The following is a 15395-nucleotide window of genomic DNA, read 5'->3' on the forward strand; positions in this document are numbered from 1 at the left end:
CGCATTGTCAGATCAACCCCTGGGGGTGACAGCAGGCCATCCTCGCCGGCTCAGACGGCGAACAGCGGGCTGCCCAGGGAAGCAGGGAACGGCAGGCGGCCGGCATCGGCCGGACGAATTCGACGAAGCCCCAGGATTCTCGCGCCTCGACCCAGCCCTGGGCGCGGTAGAATTCGCGCACCGACGAATTCTGGGCATCGCACAGCAGATGCGCCCCCGGCCCCAGGATCCGCCCGGCCTCGGCCAGCAACAGGGCGCCGACGCCCCGCCCCTGTTCGAGCGGCGAAACGAAGAGGTGGCTCAACTCCCGCTGTGCCCGGTCCAGGCCGACGAAGCCGACAACCAGGCCGCCACGCTCGGCAACCAGGATTTCCAGATCGTCGGTCGAGAGGTTGAAATCTTCGATGGCAAAGCGATCCGCCGGGATGTCGGGATTGGCCCACATCCGCGCCGCCAAGAAGATCTCGGCGCATGCCCCGTGGTCGGCCGGCCGGGCCGGTCGAAAGCGGAGCCTGTCGCCCTCCGCCATAGTCATTCCCACATCCTTTGGCCCGATCCGACTGGAACCAGGCCCTACCCCCGATGGAAATCGCAGCCGCTGAGATGATCGTTCACCATCCCGACCGCCTGCATGAAAGCATACACGATCGTCGGCCCGACGAAACGGAAGCCGTATTGTCGCAGGGCCTTGGAAAGTGCCTGCGCCTCGGCGCTCTCGGTCGGAATATCGGCCATCGTTTCTCGGCTGTGAACGATCGGCTTGCCCTTCACGAAGGACCACAGGAATTTGGAAAAGTCGCCTTCGGTTCGTGTGATTTCGAGATAGCCCTGGGCATTGCCGATGGTCGCCTCGATCTTGCCCCGATGGCGCACGATCCCGGCATCCCCCAAGGCGCCTTCGATTTGCTTGTCACGCCAGCGCACCAGCTTCTCGGGCTCGAAACCATTGAAGCGGGCGCGGAAGGCGTCGCGCTTGCGCAGGATGGTGATCCAGGACAGGCCGGCCTGGAAGCCGTCGAGCATCAGTTTCTCGAACAAGGCGCGCGAATCATACTCGGGCACGCCCCATTCCTGATCGTGGTAGGCGACATATTCGGGCGAGACGCCGCACCAGGGACAGCGGTGGCGCCCGTCTTCGTGGTGGATCAGGCCCAGCTCGCGCATCACAGGACCAGGAAAGCCGGCTTCACCGGGGTGACCGCAACATCGCCCACGGTCAGCGGGCGGCCGTCGTCCGCGGCTTTCTCGATTTCTTCGAGACGCAGCAGGGCGATGCCGGTACCGGCCACGGCCGAGCGCATGGTGCCGGCATCGCGGTCGCCCAGCAGGACCGGGCTGTCGGGCAGCGGCGGCGGAACGCCGGGATCGAAATCGACCCGGAACAGGCGCTTGCGGATGGTGCCGCGATGCTTGGTGCGGGCGGTCAATTCCTGGCCGACATAGCAGCCCTTGGTGAAGGAGACACCGTTCAACTCCTCGAAATTGGCTTCGAGCAGAAACCCCTTGTCGACGGGGATATCGCGGGAGCCGTCCGGCACGCCCAGCAACAGGCGGTGACGATCGAATTGTGCCTCGCCGTCGCGCAGGGCGATCCCCGCGGCTGCCAGCACCGACAAGATCGTGGCCCTGGGCGCGATCAGGCGCGCGCCCAGGGCGTCCAGGCGCGGGTCGACGAAGGCCACGCCGCCCTCCAGCGCGCGGGCCGCGCCGGCCAGGCCGTCCAGCCCCAGCGCGGCCGTTGCGCCCTCGCCGAAAACGACGGCCACGACCAGGTCGTCGGCCGGGGCGATCGCGATCTTGGCGCGCAGGCGGTACATGGCCAGCCGGCGGGCCAGGTCGGCCCGCCGCGCCGCCTCGGTATCGATCAGCACCGTCTCGCCGGCCTGCGCCAGGATCAGCTCGTGCAGGAACTTGCCCTGAGGGGTCAGCAAGGCGGCGTAAAGGGCGTGGGCGGGCGACAGCAGGGCGGTGTCGTTCGACACCAGGCCTTGCAGAAACGCGGCGACCTCGGTGCCGGTCAGGGCCAGCACGGCCCGGCCGGGCAGGAGCGTCGCGATCGGGGATGAAGTCTGTGTCATGGCCAACGACTTGGGGACGCCGGGGGGACAAGTCAAGAGGCGCCGGCAGCATGACAGAAGCGCCCTGCCCTAACGGCCGAAGATGCTTGCCGGGGCCTTGGCGAGTTCGGCCTTGGCAAAGCTCCAGCCCAGTGAAATGGCCCGGTCGAACGCCTTCCAGTCGAGGAAGTCGACGCCTTCCACCGGCGGCTTCAGGTAGAGATCGGCCCCGGCCCGGTCGAGCCTGTCGCTGGGCGTCTTCACCGTGCCGGCACGCAGCAGGATCTGCAGGATATTCGGCATCTTGGGCCGCCGGCGCAGGAACAGGCGCTCGAACCAGGTCTCCTCGGGCAGGGCGCCCTGGGCCGCGAAGGCCACCGCCCCACCGACATCGACCGCGATCACCGGGCCACGGCCGAAGGCGCGCATGGGACCGACCGGCAGGTTGTCGAGCACGCCGCCGTCGGCAAAGACGTCGCCGTCCTTGTTCACCCAGGGCGGCATGATGCCGGGAATGGCGACGCTGGCACGCAGCCACTTCCACAATTCGCCGTGGCGATGCACCGCCAGGGTGCCTCGGGTCAGGTTGGTCGAGACGCAGAAATAAGGCAGCCACAGGTCTTCGATCCGCCGCTCGCCGAAGGCGTCGAGCAGGCGCCGGGTGACCTTGCGCCCGGCGGTCAGCGCCACCAGCGGCAGGGTGAAATCATTGACCGGGTTGCTGTCGACGAAGGCACGGCGCAAATGCCGCTCGGCTTCGAAATTGTCCCACATCATGGCGGCACCGGCCCCGACGATGGCACCCATCGAGCAGCCGCCGACCATGTCGACCGGCACCCCGGCCTCGGCCAGGGCGCGCAGCACGCCCATGTGGGCGAAGCCGCGCGCGCCGCCACCCGACAGGACCACGCCCACTGCGCGCCCCGCCAGTTGCCGGGCCAGCCGTGCCGTGTCGCCCCAGACCCCGATGCGCACGTGATGATGCAGCCCCGCCAGGCGCCCGCCGAGGAAGGCCGCGGTTCCCGAGGGCGAAAGGCGGTCGGGGGATGCATCAGCACCAGTTCCAGCGGCAGGCCGCGGGCATGGGCCGTCATCTCCATGGGGTGGCGTTGGCGGGCATCCCGGGCATCGGCGGCAGCGAGGACCAGGACCATGTCGGCCTGGCGCAGGCACAGTTGCGACCAGGGCCCGGCCGTATCGTCCGCCTCGTAGAGGACGAAGTCGTGGCCGGCCTCGATGTCGTGGAACCAGGCGGTCTGCTGCTGCCCGCCGGCGGCTTCGCCGATTTCCGCCACGGTCCCGAACAGCCGCAGGCCACGGGCCAGGTCACGGCGCAGGGTGGTGCAGTCGGCGACACCGCCCAGGGGCAGGATTGCCACCGTTCGCGGGCGCGTCGGGATGGTGCTGAGCGTTGGGGCCTGCGCCCCTTCCAGGCGCCAGACGATCTGGCGCGTAACCCGCAGCATGGCTTGGGGATGGGTCGCGACCAGGGACTGGAACGCGGCCTGGTCCAGGCGCAGCACCTCGCTGTCGCGCTCGGCCAGCACGGTCGCCGAGCGCGCGCGCCCCGACAGCAGGGCCATCTCCCCCACCACCTCGCCGGGGCGGACCCAGCCGATGCGCTGGCGCACCGCGCCGGCCCCGTCGCGCAGCACGCCCAGGCTGCCCCGCAGCAGGACATAGAGCGCATCCCCGGGATCGCCCTGGCGGAACAGGACCTGGCCGCCGGGCAGGCTGTACCAGTCGGCGCGATCGACGATCGTCGCCTTGGCGGCCGCATCGAGTTCGGCAAAGATAGGCACATCGTCGATCAGCGTGCACGTCTCGACGACAGCTTCCATGATCGGCCTCAGGCCAGCCGCCAAACGGCATCAAGGCCGGGCGGCCGATCCGCCGCCACCCGCCCGGTCTCGTGCATGTGCAGCAATTGCGCCAGGGTCGAGCGCGCCGCCGCCGGATAGAGCCTGGCATCGACGGCGGCATAGATCACCGGCACCATGTCCATGATCGCCGCCGGCCCCTTGAGCAGTTCGGCCACGATCTGCGCCTCGCGCTCGGCCCGGTGGTCCAGGAAGGCGGTGACATGGGCCTTGGGATCGGTGATCGCGGGGCCGTGGGTCGGCCAATAGACCGCATCGTCGCGGGCCAGCAGCTTGCGCAGCGAGGCGAGGTAATCGGCCATGTCGCCGTCGGGCGGGGCGATGACGCTGGTCGACCAGCCCATGACATGGTCGCCGGTGAACAGCACCTTGGCCTCGCGCCAGCCAAAGCACAGGTGGTTCGAGGTATGGCCAGGCGTGTGCACCGCCTCGATCGTCCAGCCCGGGCCGGCGGTGACGTCGCCGTCGAGCATCACGTGATCGGGCACGAAGTCGCGGTCGCCGCCTTCCTCGACCGCATCCCCCACGCCGCTGCCGTGAGGGCCGAAGCCATAGGTCGGCGCGCCGGTCGCCGCTTTCAGCAGGGCGGCACCGGGCGAATGGTCGGTATGGGTGTGGGTGATCAGGATATGGCTGACCGTCTCACCCGCCAGGCCGTCGAGCAGGGCATCGATATGCTCCTGGCTGCGCGGGCCGGGGTCGATCACCGCCACCCGCCCCTCGCCCACGACATAGGTGCCGGTGCCGTGGAAGGTGAAGGCGGACGGGTTGCGCGCCACGATCCGGCGCAGGCCCGGGGCGATCAGCTCCAGCCGGCCGTATTCGAAGCTCATGTCACGCCGATAGGGGATCGCGACAGCCATTTTTCTCTCCCTTGACGCCCACTATCTAGATCGCCGGCACGCCGGTCATCAGCAGAACCAGCGCGGCAGCCATGAAGCCCGGGCCGAACGGCGGATCGTCGGCCAGCGGCCCGCGCAGCCGGAGCGCCAACGCCAGCACCAGCGTGGCGACGCTGGCCCCCATATAACACCAGACCAGCCCCACCGGTCCCAGCCAGAAGCCCAGGCCCACGGTCAGCTTCACATCGCCCAGGCCCACCCCCTCGCGCCCGCGCAGCCGGGCATAGAGGGCCGATGCCGCCCATAATATCAGCGCGCCGCCCAGGCCGGCGGCAAGGGCGGGGATCAGCCGGTCGCCGAGCCAGGCCGCCACGAGGCCCAGCACCGCCACAGCCAGGGAGAGTTCGTCGGGGATCCGCCGATAGGCCAGATCGAAGGCGATGATCGCCACGGCCAGCGCCCCCAGGACCACCAGGGCGGCACCTTGGGGCACCATGCCCTGCCGCCACAGGGCGAGCGCGCCGAAGCCGCCGGCCAGGGCCAGCCAGAAGCCGCCGCCACGCAACGGGGCCAGGTCCCGCAGCCGCGCCAGCTCGGCCGTGATGCGCCAGATCACCAGGCCGGCCAGCAGGCCCAGCGCCGCCCCGGCGGCCGGGTGAACGATCGCCAGGTCAGCCAACGGCGGCCACCCCCAGGAGGATCGCCACCAGCGCGACCTGCGCGGTGGCGCCGAACACGTCCCCGCTGTAGCCGCCGATCTGCCGGCGTGCCAGCCCGGTCATCAACGCCCCCGCGGCGATCGTCAGCAGGGCCGCCGTCACCACGCCCCAGCCCAGGCAGACGAGGCCGATCCCCAGGGCGAATACCCCGCCGGACAGCGCGCGCTCGGGATCGATCTCGCCGACCGAGGCCCCCAGGCCGTCGGCCCGCGCCGGCGGCAACAGCGCCATGGGCAGCAGGATTGCCGCCCGCGCCCCGGCATTGGCCGCGATCAGGGCCCAGAACATGACATCGACACCGTCGGCACCGCCGATCTGCGCCAGCGCGACCAGCCTGCCGGTCAGGGCCACCCACAGGGCGGCCGCGCCATAGGTGCCGATGCGGCTGTCGCGCATGATGGCCAGCTTGGCCGGCGCGTCGCGCCCGCCGCCGAAGCCGTCGGCCACATCGGCCAGGCCATCCTCGTGGAAGGCGCCGGTCACCAGTAGTTCCGCCGCGACCGCGACCAGGGCCACCGCCCATACGCCCAGGCCCAGGCCATCGGCGACGAGCAGGGCAAGGCCTGATATCAACCCGACCAGGCCGCCGATCAGCGGCAATGCCCACACACTGCGCCCCAGCGTCCCCGGCGGCAGCAGGGCGGGCGGCCCGACGGCCAAGCGGGTGAGCAGGCTGGCGGCCAGGCGAAATTCGTCGAGGGCTGAGGGCGGTGGGTGTTGCATTGGGGCTTCTTGTTCGGGTCGCGATTGGCTAAAGCTTGGACCCCTTCCTGGACCCTGCCAGCTTTAGCCATGACGATCAAACCACCTGTCGATATGGCGGCCCTGCGCGCCGCCACCCAAACCATGCCCCTGGGCGACGACGCTGCGGCCGCCCGGGCTGCGGCGCGCGACGCCGTGCTGACCAAGCCGCCCGGCGCCCTGGGCCGCCTGGAAGAGATCGCGATCTGGCTGGCACGCTGGCAGGGCCGGCCGCGCCCGGCGGCCGAGGCGATTCGCATTGCCGTCTTCGCCGGCAACCACGGCGTCACCGCCGCCGGCGTCTCGCCCTATCCGCCCAGCGTGACCGCGCAGATGGTCGCCAATTTCGCTGCCGGCGGGGCGGCGATCAATGCCCTGGCCAAAGCGATCGGCGCCGAGCTGATCGTCACCCCCCTGGACCTGGACCGGCCGACCGCCGATTTCCGCGACCGGCCGGCCATGAGCGAGGCCGAATTCCTGGGCGCCGTCGCCATCGGCATGGGCGTGGTCGCGCCCGGCCTGGACCTGCTGTGCCTGGGCGAGATGGGCATCGGCAACACCACCACGGCTGCCGCCCTGTGCGCTGCCCTGTTCGGGGGCGAGCCCGCCGCCTGGGTCGGCCCCGGCACCGGGGCGACGGGCGATGTCCTGGCCAAGAAGGTCGCCGCCGTTACCGCGGCCGCGCGTTTCCACGGCCGCGAGACCGATGACCCGCTGGAACTGGCCCGTCGCCTGGGCGGCCGCGAGCTGGCCGCCATGCTCGGCGCCTGCCTGGCCGCGCGCCATGCCCGGGTGCCGGTGATCCTGGACGGTTACGTCGCAACCGCCGCCGTGGCCCCGCTGGCCAGGCTGCGCGGCGACGCCCTGGCCCACACCGTCGCCGGCCATTGCTCGGCCGAGCCGGCTCATCGCCGCCTGCTCGATGAATTGGGCCTCGTGCCGCTGGTCGATTTGAGAATGCGCCTGGGCGAGGCTTCGGGCGCTGCCGTAGCGGCCGGCATCATCCGCGCCGCCGCCCGCACCCACAACGAAATGGCCAGCTTCGCCGAGGCCGGCGTCGACGGCAAGGATACTTAAGGTTACAGGCCGGTTCACCGGGCGTAGAGAACCCGGCGAGTGCTCACGATACGGCGAATGACAAGAAGGTTTTCGTCTTCTCGGTCTTCGTAGACAATGATGAGCCAGCGTTTCAAGACGGAACCCCGGAGCTGGACTCCGTGCAGTTGTTCGCGCCGCCGGCCAAGCCCCGGCAGGATTGAAAGAAGCTCGATACGATCGAAAATGCGGTCCATCCAGGCCGCGGCCACAGCCGGCCCCTGTTCACGGGTTAGGAGTTCGTCCAGTTCCGCAAGGTCGGCGTCGGCCCCTGGCAGAAATCGGATCCGGCGGCGCACCGTTCGCTCGGACCAACATCAAGCGTCGGTGGAGCGGCGACGGAATTTTTCGAGGAAGTAAGCCCGATGCTCGGCAGGCGTGCCATCGCGATACTCGCCTCGGGCAATGGCCTCGTTGCCTTTCAAAATGGACTGCGCCAGTGCTTCGCGGTTGTCACGAAACCAGCGGTCGACGTCAGCATCGGTGACGCCCGGCCCAAGACTATCGGCCTCGACCTCGTCAATGAGGTCGAGCGCTGCCTGAACCTTCTCGAGATCATGTTTCGTCGTCGCCATGCCTGAATCATACCCCCTGTCTGCCGAGCGTCAACCAGGGCGAGCCTCGACGGCCCGCCTACTCCCGGTCGCGGGGATAGATGATGATCGACAGGTACTTGGCGGGCAGGGCGGTTAGCCGCTCGGGCCCATGGGCAGCGCCGCTGTCGAACAGCAGCGCGTCGCCGGGCTTGAGGTTGTAGTTGCTGTCGGCGTGGCGGTACTGCAACTCGCCCGCCAGCATGTAGATGAACTCGACGCCGCCATGCTGGAACGCGGTATAGGGCGTCGCCTCTTCCCGCAGGGTGATCAGATAGGGCTCGCACACCGTATCGCCGCCCAGGGCATGGCCCAGCAGTTCGTATTGGTGCCCGACCTTGGTGCCCCGGCGATCGATGATCACGCCCTGCCCGGCCTTGACATAGGAGCAGTCGCGCTTTTCGTCGAACGAGGCGAACAGGGCCGTGATCGGCACGTTCAGGGCGCCCGCCAGCGCCTGCAAGGTACCCAGCGACGGCGAAATCTGCCCGTTCTCGATCTTCGAGAGCATGCCGGTCGAAATGCTGGCCGCCGTCGCAAGATGGGCCACGGTCAGGTCGAGCTGGCGGCGCAGGCGGCGGATCTGCGCGCCCAGCGCCTGTTCCAGCGTGCGATTGGCAATCGCCGGCGCGCCCGAGCCGGTGACATAGTCCTCGGCGCCGGTCTCCACCACGTCCCCGCTCTCGTTCTCCGTCAACCGACGATCTCCTCGACCCCGTTTGGAATTGCCATTCTATACGGATTTGTTGCCTCTGGGGAAACAGATCACGCTTTTTCGCGCGCGATGGCGAAGGGCGACCAGCTCTGGCTGACCGGCATCATCTCGATGCAGTTCAGGTTCATGTGCGCCGGCAGGGTGGCGACGTAGTAGATCGTCTCGGCGATATCTTCGGGCTGCAGCGCGTTGGCGCCGCCGTAGAGCTTGTCGTAGGCCTCCTGGTTGCCGCCGGTGCGCACCAGGGTGAACTCGCTCTCGCACATGCCAGGCTCGATCGAGGTGACGCGCACCCCGGTCCCCGCCAGGTCGCAGCGCAGGCCGTAGGAGAACTGCCGGACGAAGGCCTTGGTCGCGCCATAGACATTGCCGCCCGGATAGGGCCAGTGGGCGGCGACCGAGCTCAGGTTGATCACGCCGCCCTTGCGCGCGATCAGGCCGGGCAGCAGCAGGCGGGTGATGGTCACCAGGCTGGTCACATTGGTGTCGATCATGGTCTTCCAGTCGGTGAGCACCGCCGCCTGGGCCGGGCCGGTGCCCAGCGCCAGGCCGGCATTGTTGACCAGCCAGTCGATCTCCTTGAACCCCGCCGGCAGGCCCTCGACCGCCGCTGCCAGGGCCGCCTCGTCGCGCATGTCGAAGGCCAGGCCATGGAACGCGTCGCCCAATTCCTGGCCCAGGGCCTCCAGCCGCTCCGCCCGCCGGCCGGTGCCGACCACCTGCCAGCCGCCGGTCACGAAACGCCGCGCCGCCGCGGCGCCGAACCCGGCGGTCACGCCGGTGATGAGAACGGTCTTGGTCATGCCCTGTCTCCGCAAACTGATTCCACGAGGAGGATACTAGCGATCGATGACCGCTCGCTGGACCTACAATTTCTCGGCTGTGGATCTAACATCCGCCGGCTGTAAGTTCGATGCTGGCCGCATCCCTCCGGAACGAAGTGCAAATCATGAACGCTCTCGCGCCCAACATGGACCACCACTGGCTGCCCTTCACCAACAACCGCCTGTTCAAGCAGGAACCGCAGGTTTTCGCGCGGGCGCAGGGCGTACGCTATTGGACGCCCGAGGGGCGGGAAATCCTGGATGGCTCGTCGGGGCTGTTCTGCTGCGCCGCCGGCCACGGCCGGCCGGAAATCGCAGACGTGGTGCATCGGCAACTGATGACCCTGGACTACACCCCGCACTTCCAGCGCGCCGCCCCGGTCTCGTTTGAATTTGCGCAGCGTCTGGCCGCATTGCTGCCGCCGGGCCTGGACCGCCTCTTCTTCGGCAATTCAGGGTCCGAGGCGGTCGATTCCGCCGTCAAGATCTGCCTCGCCTATCACCGCGCCCGGGGCCAAGGCCAGCGCAGCCGCTTCGTCTCGCGCAACTGGGCCTATCACGGCGTCAATATCGGCGGCACCTCGCTGGCCGGCATGGTCAACAACCGGCGCGACTACTCGGGCGTCACCTTCGACACCCTGCATATGCGCCACACCTGGAGCGAGGAGCAGCGCTATACCCGTGGCCAGCCTGAGAGCGGTGCCGACAAGGCCGACGACCTGGAAGACCTGTGCCGGCTGCACGGCGGCGAGACCATCGCCGCCGTCTTCATCGAGCCCGTCGCCGGCTCGATCGGCACCATCGTGCCGCCCAAGGGCTATCTCGAGAAGCTGCGCGCCACCTGCGACAAATACGGCATCCTGCTGGTGTTCGACGAGGTCATCACCGGCTTCGGCCGCACCGGCGCCGCCTTTGCCGCCCAGGAATTCAAGGTGACGCCGGACCTGATCACCATGGCCAAGGCCCTGACCAACGGCGCCATCCCGATGTCGGCGGTCGCCGTTCATCGCGACATCCAGGCGGCGGTGATCGACGCCGCCAAGGGCGACCGCCCGGAACTGTTCCACGGCTATACCTACTCGGCGCACCCGGTCGCCTGCGCCGCCGGCCTCGCCGCGCTCGACATCTACCGCGACGAGGGCCTGTTCGCGCGCGGCCAGGCCATGTCGCCCAAGCTGCTGGACCTGGTCTTCGGCCTGCGCAACCTGCCCCAGGTCACGGACCTGCGCGGTTACGGCATGATTGCCGGCATCCAGCTCAAGCCGGGCGCCAACCCGGGCGAGAAGGGCAGCCTGGTGCAACGCCTGCTGTTCGACGCCGGCCTGCATGTGAAGGCCACCGGCGACGCCCTGATCTTCGCTCCCGCCTTCGTGGTCGAGGAGGATGAGTTGGCCCGCATGGGTGAGGTCCTGCAGAAGGTGCTGGGCCGGGGGGATATCTGAGGCTCGATTGGCCTTTCATTCTGCACACCACTCTCAATCGTCATGCCCGGCCTTGTGCCGGGCATCCACGTCGGGACGAGCCACATTCGTTGACGAAAGAGGCAGCTTGCCGACGTGGATGGCCGGGACTTCGCCCGGCCATGACGGTGGAGGCTTTGGGGACGTAAGCGGTACGACTTGGTGCTGCTGGAGCGACCAGACGACACTCAAGCGCTGGACTCATCGAGTCGCCGCAGCAATTCCTCGCGCTTGGCAGCAAACCGCGCCTCGATCTCTTCGTTTGACGATACTCGACCATCCCGAAGCGCAGTCCGGCCCGCCTCGACCTTGCGGCGGAACCAGGCTTCGTAATCATCGTCGACCTGGATCGTGGATTTGGACACGCCATGCACTCCGATTGTGGCGCCGAAAGCGTAACACGCGGCGCTGGTGCAGGGCGAGTCCGCGCTCAGGCCGCCACTGACTCGCGCCTGACTTCGTTGATGGCTTCGCGCAATTGCATGAGCCCCGGCACGATCGCCTCCTGCGCGATGGCGGCATAGCCCAGGCGGATGATGTTGCGCGGCGGCTGGTCGTCGATGAACTGGATGTCGCCCGGTTCGACCAGGACGCTGCGCTTGAGGGCAGCGCGCTGCACGTCCCAGCAGTCGATGCCCCAGGGCAGGCGCAGCCAGATGGCCGAGCCGCCCGTGGTCTGGGTGAATTCACAATCGGGCAGCAGGCTGACGATCTCGCGCTGCATGGTCGCCCATTTGCGCCCCAACTGTTCGCGCACCCGGCGGATATGGGCGTCCAGATGGCCCTCGGCGATGAAAATCGCCATCGCGCGCTGGTCGTGCGCCGAGGTGTGCCGGTACATCAGCCGGCGCAGGGCGCGCAACTCGCGGATCAGCGGTTCGGCCGCCAGCACGAAGCCCAGGCGCAGGCCGGGAAACACGGTCTTGGACAGGCTGCCCAGATAGATCGTGCGGTCGGCGTTGTCGAAGCTGCGCACGGCGGCGCGCTGGGGGCCGACGAAATTCAACTCGTGCTCGTAGTCGTCCTCCAGGATCAGGGCGTCCTGCCGCTCCGCCATGTCGAGCAGGGCCAGCCGGCGCTGCAGGGACATGGTCACGCTGGTCGGCGACTGGTGGCTAGGCGTGACATAGACCAACTCGCAACCGCGAAGCCGGTCGTCGACCACCATGCCGTTGGCATCCACCGGAATCGGCACCAGGTCGGCGCCGGCGTCCCGCAGGATGTTGCGGGTGTCGACATAACCGGGGTTTTCCAGGGCGACCCTGGTCCCTGGCCCGCACAACAGGTTGCCGGCCAGATACAAGCCGTTCTGCGACCCGGTGGTGATCAGGATCTCCTCGGGCTTGGCCTTCAGCCCCCGCTGCGGCAGCACCCGGTTGATGATCTGCTCGACCAGCATGGGGTCGTCGCCGTCCACTAGGTCCAGCACCCAGGACGGGGCGTGGAAGGCCGAACTGGCGAGCCTGGTCGCGTCGCGCCAGCGGGCGATTGAAACCTTGTCGATGGCGACCTGGCCATAGATGAAGGGATAGCTGAACTCCTGCCAGTTTTTGGGCTTCACGACATTGCGGTGCAGCGACGGCCTGGACAGCATCCGGTCCGACCAGTCCACCGCTTTGACCGGGCCGTCCTCGCGCGGCTCGGAGGCCATGTACCCGGCGACGCGCATGTTCAATTGCTGGCGCAGGAACTGCTGATCGATGAAATAGCCGCGGCGCTTGACCGGGGCCAGATAGCCCTCCTCGGTCAGCCGCTCATAGACCAGCACCACGGTGTTGCGCGACACGCCGATGCGATCGGCCAGATCCCTGGTCGCCGGCAGGGGGTCGTGCGGTGGCACCCCGCCGTCGAGGATCGCCTCGACCATCCGATCGTGAACCTGCTTCTGCAAGCTCTGCGCCGGATCGAGCGGCGAGAGGAAGTAGCGATCCAGAAGCGACATGCACGATCCTCTGGCACCATAAAAATTTCCTGTGGATCTAATACCAAAATCGATGGCGGACCTAGCCTTTTGCACTGCATCATCTACGCTGGCGTCTCTCGGGGAATAGGAGTGGGGCTTATGGCAATGAGGAAGCACACGGGTAAATCCGTCAGCCGGCGTTTGGTTCTGAAGGCGGCGGCGGTGGGGGGAACTGCCCTGGCCATGCCGGCGATCGTCAGCCGGTCGGTATTGGCCTCGTCGGGCGAGATCAACATCATGATGTGGTCGGACTACCTGCCCGACCCGTTCCGCGACGCGTTCACCAAGAAGACCGGGATCAAGATCAACTTCACCGGCATCGGTTCCAACGACGACATCCTGAACAAGATGAAGGCGACCAACGGCCAGGGTTTCGACCTGATCTCGCCGACCCTGAACCGGTCGCTGCTGTGGGAGCCGCTGGGCCTGATCCAGCCCTTCGACATGAAGAAGATCCCCATCGACAAGGTCAACCCGGCCATGGCCAAGATGGGCGAGACGGTGTGGAACTTCGGCGGCAAGGGTGTCGCCTGGGTCCCGCATATCTGGGGGACCGAGGGCGTTTCCTGGCGCACCGACAAGTTCAAGCCGGCCGGCGAATTCCCGTCCTACGGCGACATCTGGGACGATGCCAACGCCGGCAAGACCATGGGCCGCGGCCATTCCGTGATGCTGGGCGCCGGCCTCGCGCTGGAGCGGAAGGGCGAGATGGCGCCGGGCTCGATGTGGGCCGCCTATCAGAGCCCTGAAAAAATGACCGAAGTCTGGAGCAAGCTGACCGAATATTGCATCGGCAAGAAGAAGAACCTGAAGCTGCTGTGGAACGATGCCGATACCCAGAAGAACGGCCTGCTGAACGAAGGCGTGATCGTCGCCCAGACCTGGGACGGCCCGCCGATCGCGCTGAAGACCGCGGGCGAACCGGTGATGTACCGCGCCCCCGTCGAAGGCGCCATGGCCTGGGTCGACGGCCTGGCCCTGCCGGTCGGCGTCAAAAACGTCGACCAGGTCTATGCCTTCATCGAGGCCTGCTATGACGCCGCCCTGGCGGGCGAGGCGATCAAGACCCACGGCTACAATTCGCCGGTCACGGGTGCCGACAAGTTCGCCGGCGACGTCTATGCCAAGAACTTCGCCGACGCCTATCCGGGCGATGCCCTGGCCAAGCTGAACCCCTGGCCGCCGGAAGCCCCCTGGTACGCCGAGAAGCGGACGGAGTTCGTGAACAAGTTCATGAGCGCCTGATCGCTCACCTTGATCGTCATTCCGGCGAAGGCCGGAATCCATGGCAACGGCACGCGGGATGTGGGGGATTTCCCCACCCCGCGCGGCCCGGGGATGGATCCCGGCCTTCGCCGGGATGACGGCAGGACCAGTACCTGCTTGAGAACGAACGGAGCGCAGATGAGCAAGAACGTCACCCTGGAACATGTGACGATCCGCTTCGGCGCCCATGCCGCCGTCGACAATGCTCATCTCGACATCGCCGGCGGCGAATTCTTCTCCTTCTTAGGTCCCTCGGGCTGCGGCAAGACCACGCTGCTGCGCTGCATCTCAGGCTTCATCGCGCCGACCGAGGGCCGCGTCCTGATCGGCGGCAACGACATGAAGGGGGTCGGCCCCAACCAGCGGCCGACCGCGCTGATCTTCCAGAACCTCGCCCTGTTCCCCTTGATGACCGTAGCCGAGAACATCGCCTTTCCGCTCGAGGTGCGCGGCGTCTCCAAGCGCGAGCGGCGCAAGCGGGCCGACGAATTGCTGGACCTGATCGCCCTGGCTGGCCAGGGCGACAAGAAGGTGACGGAACTCTCGGGCGGCCAGCGCCAGCGTGTCGCCATTGCCCGGGCCCTGGCGGTCGAGCCCGATATCCTGCTGCTGGACGAGCCGCTGTCGGCCCTGGACCTGAAGCTGCGCCAGCACATGCGCAGCGAACTGCGCGAGATCCAGAAGCGGGTCGGCCTCACCTTCATCTATATCACCCACGACCAGGGCGAGGCCCTGATCATGTCCGACCGGGTCGCGGTGATGAGCAAGGGCGTGATCGAACAGGTGGCGGACCCGGTCACCCTCTATGACCGCCCACGCACCTCCTTCGTCGCCTCCTTCGTGGGCGAGACCAATGCCATCGCTGCCACCGTGGTCGCCCGCGACGAACTGGCGGTGGAGGTCGAGACGGCGGCGGGCCTGCGCCTCCAGGGTGTCTCGGCCGGCGGACGGCTCTACCGCGCCGGTGAATCCTGCATCATCTTCATCCGCCCCGAACAGTTGAAGCCGGTGGTGGCGACAGCAGCCGTCAACCACATCCCCGCCCGCCTGATCGGCGAGGAGTTCGAGGGCAACGCCCGCCATCTGCTGCTCGATGCCGGCGGCGGCCAGCGCCTGCGCATGTCGCTGGTCAATGACGGCGCACCGCCCGCGATCGATGCCGACGGCACGCTGCCCGTCACCTTCTCGCCCGACCTGGGCCTGGTGCTGCCCGACGGGCCGTTGGCGCGGGGCTGACCGC

The 15395-nt window shown here is 68.0% G+C and carries 18 protein-coding genes; 4 read left to right on the forward strand and 14 right to left on the reverse strand.

Annotated elements, in window-relative coordinates; translation table 11 throughout:
- Positions 1–7: 7 nt before the first annotated feature.
- The 8 genes from D3874_RS02060 to cobS form a co-directional block, all read right to left on the reverse strand.
- A complete protein-coding gene (locus tag D3874_RS02060) occupies positions 8–457 on the reverse strand; it encodes a GNAT family N-acetyltransferase (protein WP_158595781.1) in 450 nt (149 codons plus the stop codon).
- A 116-nt stretch (positions 458–573) separates the two neighbouring features.
- Entirely contained in the window at positions 574–1164 is a 591-nt protein-coding gene (locus tag D3874_RS02065; protein WP_119775913.1) for a DNA-3-methyladenine glycosylase I, read from the reverse strand.
- On the reverse strand, positions 1164–2078 hold the full coding sequence (gene ygfZ, locus D3874_RS02070) for a CAF17-like 4Fe-4S cluster assembly/insertion protein YgfZ (RefSeq protein ID WP_119775915.1): 915 nt from the start codon (positions 2076–2078) through the stop codon (positions 1164–1166). The genes D3874_RS02065 and ygfZ overlap by 1 nt, the downstream gene beginning before the upstream one ends.
- Positions 2079–2147: 69 nt before the next feature.
- Positions 2148–2927 (reverse strand): patatin-like phospholipase family protein, encoded by a 780-nt coding sequence (locus D3874_RS02075; protein WP_119775918.1) that lies wholly within the window; start codon positions 2925–2927, stop codon positions 2148–2150.
- Positions 2831–3898, reverse strand: a complete 1068-nt coding sequence (locus tag D3874_RS02080; RefSeq protein WP_119775921.1) for a cyclic nucleotide-binding domain-containing protein — start codon at positions 3896–3898, stop codon at positions 2831–2833. The genes D3874_RS02075 and D3874_RS02080 overlap by 97 nt, the downstream gene beginning before the upstream one ends.
- 8 nt (positions 3899–3906) lie before the next feature.
- Positions 3907–4800 (reverse strand): MBL fold metallo-hydrolase, encoded by an 894-nt coding sequence (locus tag D3874_RS02085; protein WP_119775923.1) that lies wholly within the window; start codon positions 4798–4800, stop codon positions 3907–3909.
- A gap of 25 nt (positions 4801–4825) precedes the next feature.
- Positions 4826–5458 carry a prepilin peptidase gene (locus D3874_RS02090; protein WP_119775925.1) on the reverse strand — a complete coding sequence of 211 codons (633 nt, stop codon included), beginning with the start codon at positions 5456–5458 and terminating at the stop codon, positions 4826–4828.
- A complete protein-coding gene (cobS, locus tag D3874_RS02095) occupies positions 5451–6221 on the reverse strand; it encodes an adenosylcobinamide-GDP ribazoletransferase (RefSeq protein ID WP_119775928.1) in 771 nt (256 codons plus the stop codon). The genes D3874_RS02090 and cobS overlap by 8 nt, the downstream gene beginning before the upstream one ends.
- 69 nt (positions 6222–6290) lie before the next feature.
- Here cobS and cobT point away from each other — a divergent pair, with 69 nt between their 5' ends.
- Positions 6291–7316 (forward strand): nicotinate-nucleotide--dimethylbenzimidazole phosphoribosyltransferase, encoded by a 1026-nt coding sequence (gene cobT, locus D3874_RS02100; protein ID WP_119775931.1) that lies wholly within the window; start codon positions 6291–6293, stop codon positions 7314–7316.
- A 14-nt stretch (positions 7317–7330) separates the two neighbouring features.
- On the opposite strand, the gene D3874_RS02105 is transcribed toward cobT, so the two are convergent.
- The 4 genes from D3874_RS02105 to D3874_RS02120 all read right to left on the reverse strand — a co-directional run bounded on the left by D3874_RS02105 (position 7331) and on the right by D3874_RS02120 (position 9445).
- Positions 7331–7633, reverse strand: a complete 303-nt coding sequence (locus tag D3874_RS02105) for a type II toxin-antitoxin system RelE/ParE family toxin (protein ID WP_119775933.1) — start codon at positions 7631–7633, stop codon at positions 7331–7333.
- 18 nt (positions 7634–7651) lie between these two features.
- On the reverse strand, positions 7652–7909 hold the full coding sequence (locus tag D3874_RS02110; protein ID WP_119775936.1) for a hypothetical protein: 258 nt from the start codon (positions 7907–7909) through the stop codon (positions 7652–7654).
- A 58-nt stretch (positions 7910–7967) separates the two neighbouring features.
- On the reverse strand, positions 7968–8624 hold the full coding sequence (locus tag D3874_RS02115) for a helix-turn-helix domain-containing protein (protein ID WP_119775938.1): 657 nt from the start codon (positions 8622–8624) through the stop codon (positions 7968–7970).
- A 68-nt stretch (positions 8625–8692) separates the two neighbouring features.
- Complete coding sequence (locus D3874_RS02120; RefSeq protein WP_119775941.1) at positions 8693–9445, reverse strand: SDR family NAD(P)-dependent oxidoreductase; 753 nt, start codon at positions 9443–9445, stop codon at positions 8693–8695.
- Between the two features lie 146 nt (positions 9446–9591).
- On the opposite strand from D3874_RS02120, the gene D3874_RS02125 reads away from it, so the two are divergent.
- Positions 9592–10908, forward strand: a complete 1317-nt coding sequence (locus D3874_RS02125; RefSeq protein WP_119776671.1) for an aminotransferase class III-fold pyridoxal phosphate-dependent enzyme — start codon at positions 9592–9594, stop codon at positions 10906–10908.
- Between the two features lie 206 nt (positions 10909–11114).
- On the opposite strand, the gene D3874_RS28305 is transcribed toward D3874_RS02125, so the two are convergent.
- Both D3874_RS28305 and pdxR read right to left on the reverse strand, forming a co-directional pair.
- The gene (locus D3874_RS28305; RefSeq protein WP_158595782.1) at positions 11115–11291 is read right to left on the reverse strand and encodes a hypothetical protein; all 177 of its coding nucleotides are present in this window, start codon (positions 11289–11291) and stop codon (positions 11115–11117) included.
- A 65-nt stretch (positions 11292–11356) separates the two neighbouring features.
- Entirely contained in the window at positions 11357–12868 is a 1512-nt protein-coding gene (gene pdxR, locus D3874_RS02130; protein WP_119775943.1) for a MocR-like pyridoxine biosynthesis transcription factor PdxR, read from the reverse strand.
- 183 nt (positions 12869–13051) lie between these two features.
- On the opposite strand from pdxR, the gene D3874_RS02135 reads away from it, so the two are divergent.
- Positions 13052–14134, forward strand: coding sequence for an extracellular solute-binding protein (locus D3874_RS02135; RefSeq protein WP_233559791.1), 1083 nt, complete (start codon positions 13052–13054; stop codon positions 14132–14134).
- Between the two features lie 159 nt (positions 14135–14293).
- Complete coding sequence (locus D3874_RS02140; RefSeq protein WP_119775946.1) at positions 14294–15391, forward strand: ABC transporter ATP-binding protein; 1098 nt, start codon at positions 14294–14296, stop codon at positions 15389–15391.
- The last annotated feature ends 4 nt before the right edge of the window (positions 15392–15395 follow it).

This window comes from Oleomonas cavernae (assembly GCF_003590945.1).
In the GTDB taxonomy this organism is placed as follows: Bacteria; Pseudomonadota; Alphaproteobacteria; order Zavarziniales; family Zavarziniaceae; genus Zavarzinia; species Zavarzinia cavernae.

Excerpts from the sequence above, each read along its gene's own strand:
- D3874_RS02110 (WP_119775936.1), bottom strand. The coding sequence starts at position 7,909 with ATGGCGACGACGAAACATGATCTCGAGAAGGTTCAGGCAGCGCTCGAC.
- cobT (WP_119775931.1), top strand. The coding sequence starts at position 6,291 with ATGACGATCAAACCACCTGTCGATATGGCGGCCCTGCGCGCCGCCACC.
- D3874_RS02140 (WP_119775946.1), top strand. The coding sequence starts at position 14,294 with ATGAGCAAGAACGTCACCCTGGAACATGTGACGATCCGCTTCGGCGCC.
- D3874_RS02085 (WP_119775923.1), bottom strand. The coding sequence starts at position 4,800 with ATGGCTGTCGCGATCCCCTATCGGCGTGACATGAGCTTCGAATACGGC.
- ygfZ (WP_119775915.1), bottom strand. The coding sequence starts at position 2,078 with ATGACACAGACTTCATCCCCGATCGCGACGCTCCTGCCCGGCCGGGCC.
- D3874_RS02120 (WP_119775941.1), bottom strand. The coding sequence starts at position 9,445 with ATGACCAAGACCGTTCTCATCACCGGCGTGACCGCCGGGTTCGGCGCC.
- cobS (WP_119775928.1), bottom strand. The coding sequence starts at position 6,221 with ATGCAACACCCACCGCCCTCAGCCCTCGACGAATTTCGCCTGGCCGCC.
- D3874_RS02065 (WP_119775913.1), bottom strand. The coding sequence starts at position 1,164 with ATGCGCGAGCTGGGCCTGATCCACCACGAAGACGGGCGCCACCGCTGT.
- D3874_RS02075 (WP_119775918.1), bottom strand. The coding sequence starts at position 2,927 with ATGGGCGTGCTGCGCGCCCTGGCCGAGGCCGGGGTGCCGGTCGACATG.
- pdxR (WP_119775943.1), bottom strand. The coding sequence starts at position 12,868 with ATGTCGCTTCTGGATCGCTACTTCCTCTCGCCGCTCGATCCGGCGCAG.
- D3874_RS02080 (WP_119775921.1), bottom strand. The coding sequence starts at position 3,898 with ATGGAAGCTGTCGTCGAGACGTGCACGCTGATCGACGATGTGCCTATC.
- D3874_RS02125 (WP_119776671.1), top strand. The coding sequence starts at position 9,592 with ATGAACGCTCTCGCGCCCAACATGGACCACCACTGGCTGCCCTTCACC.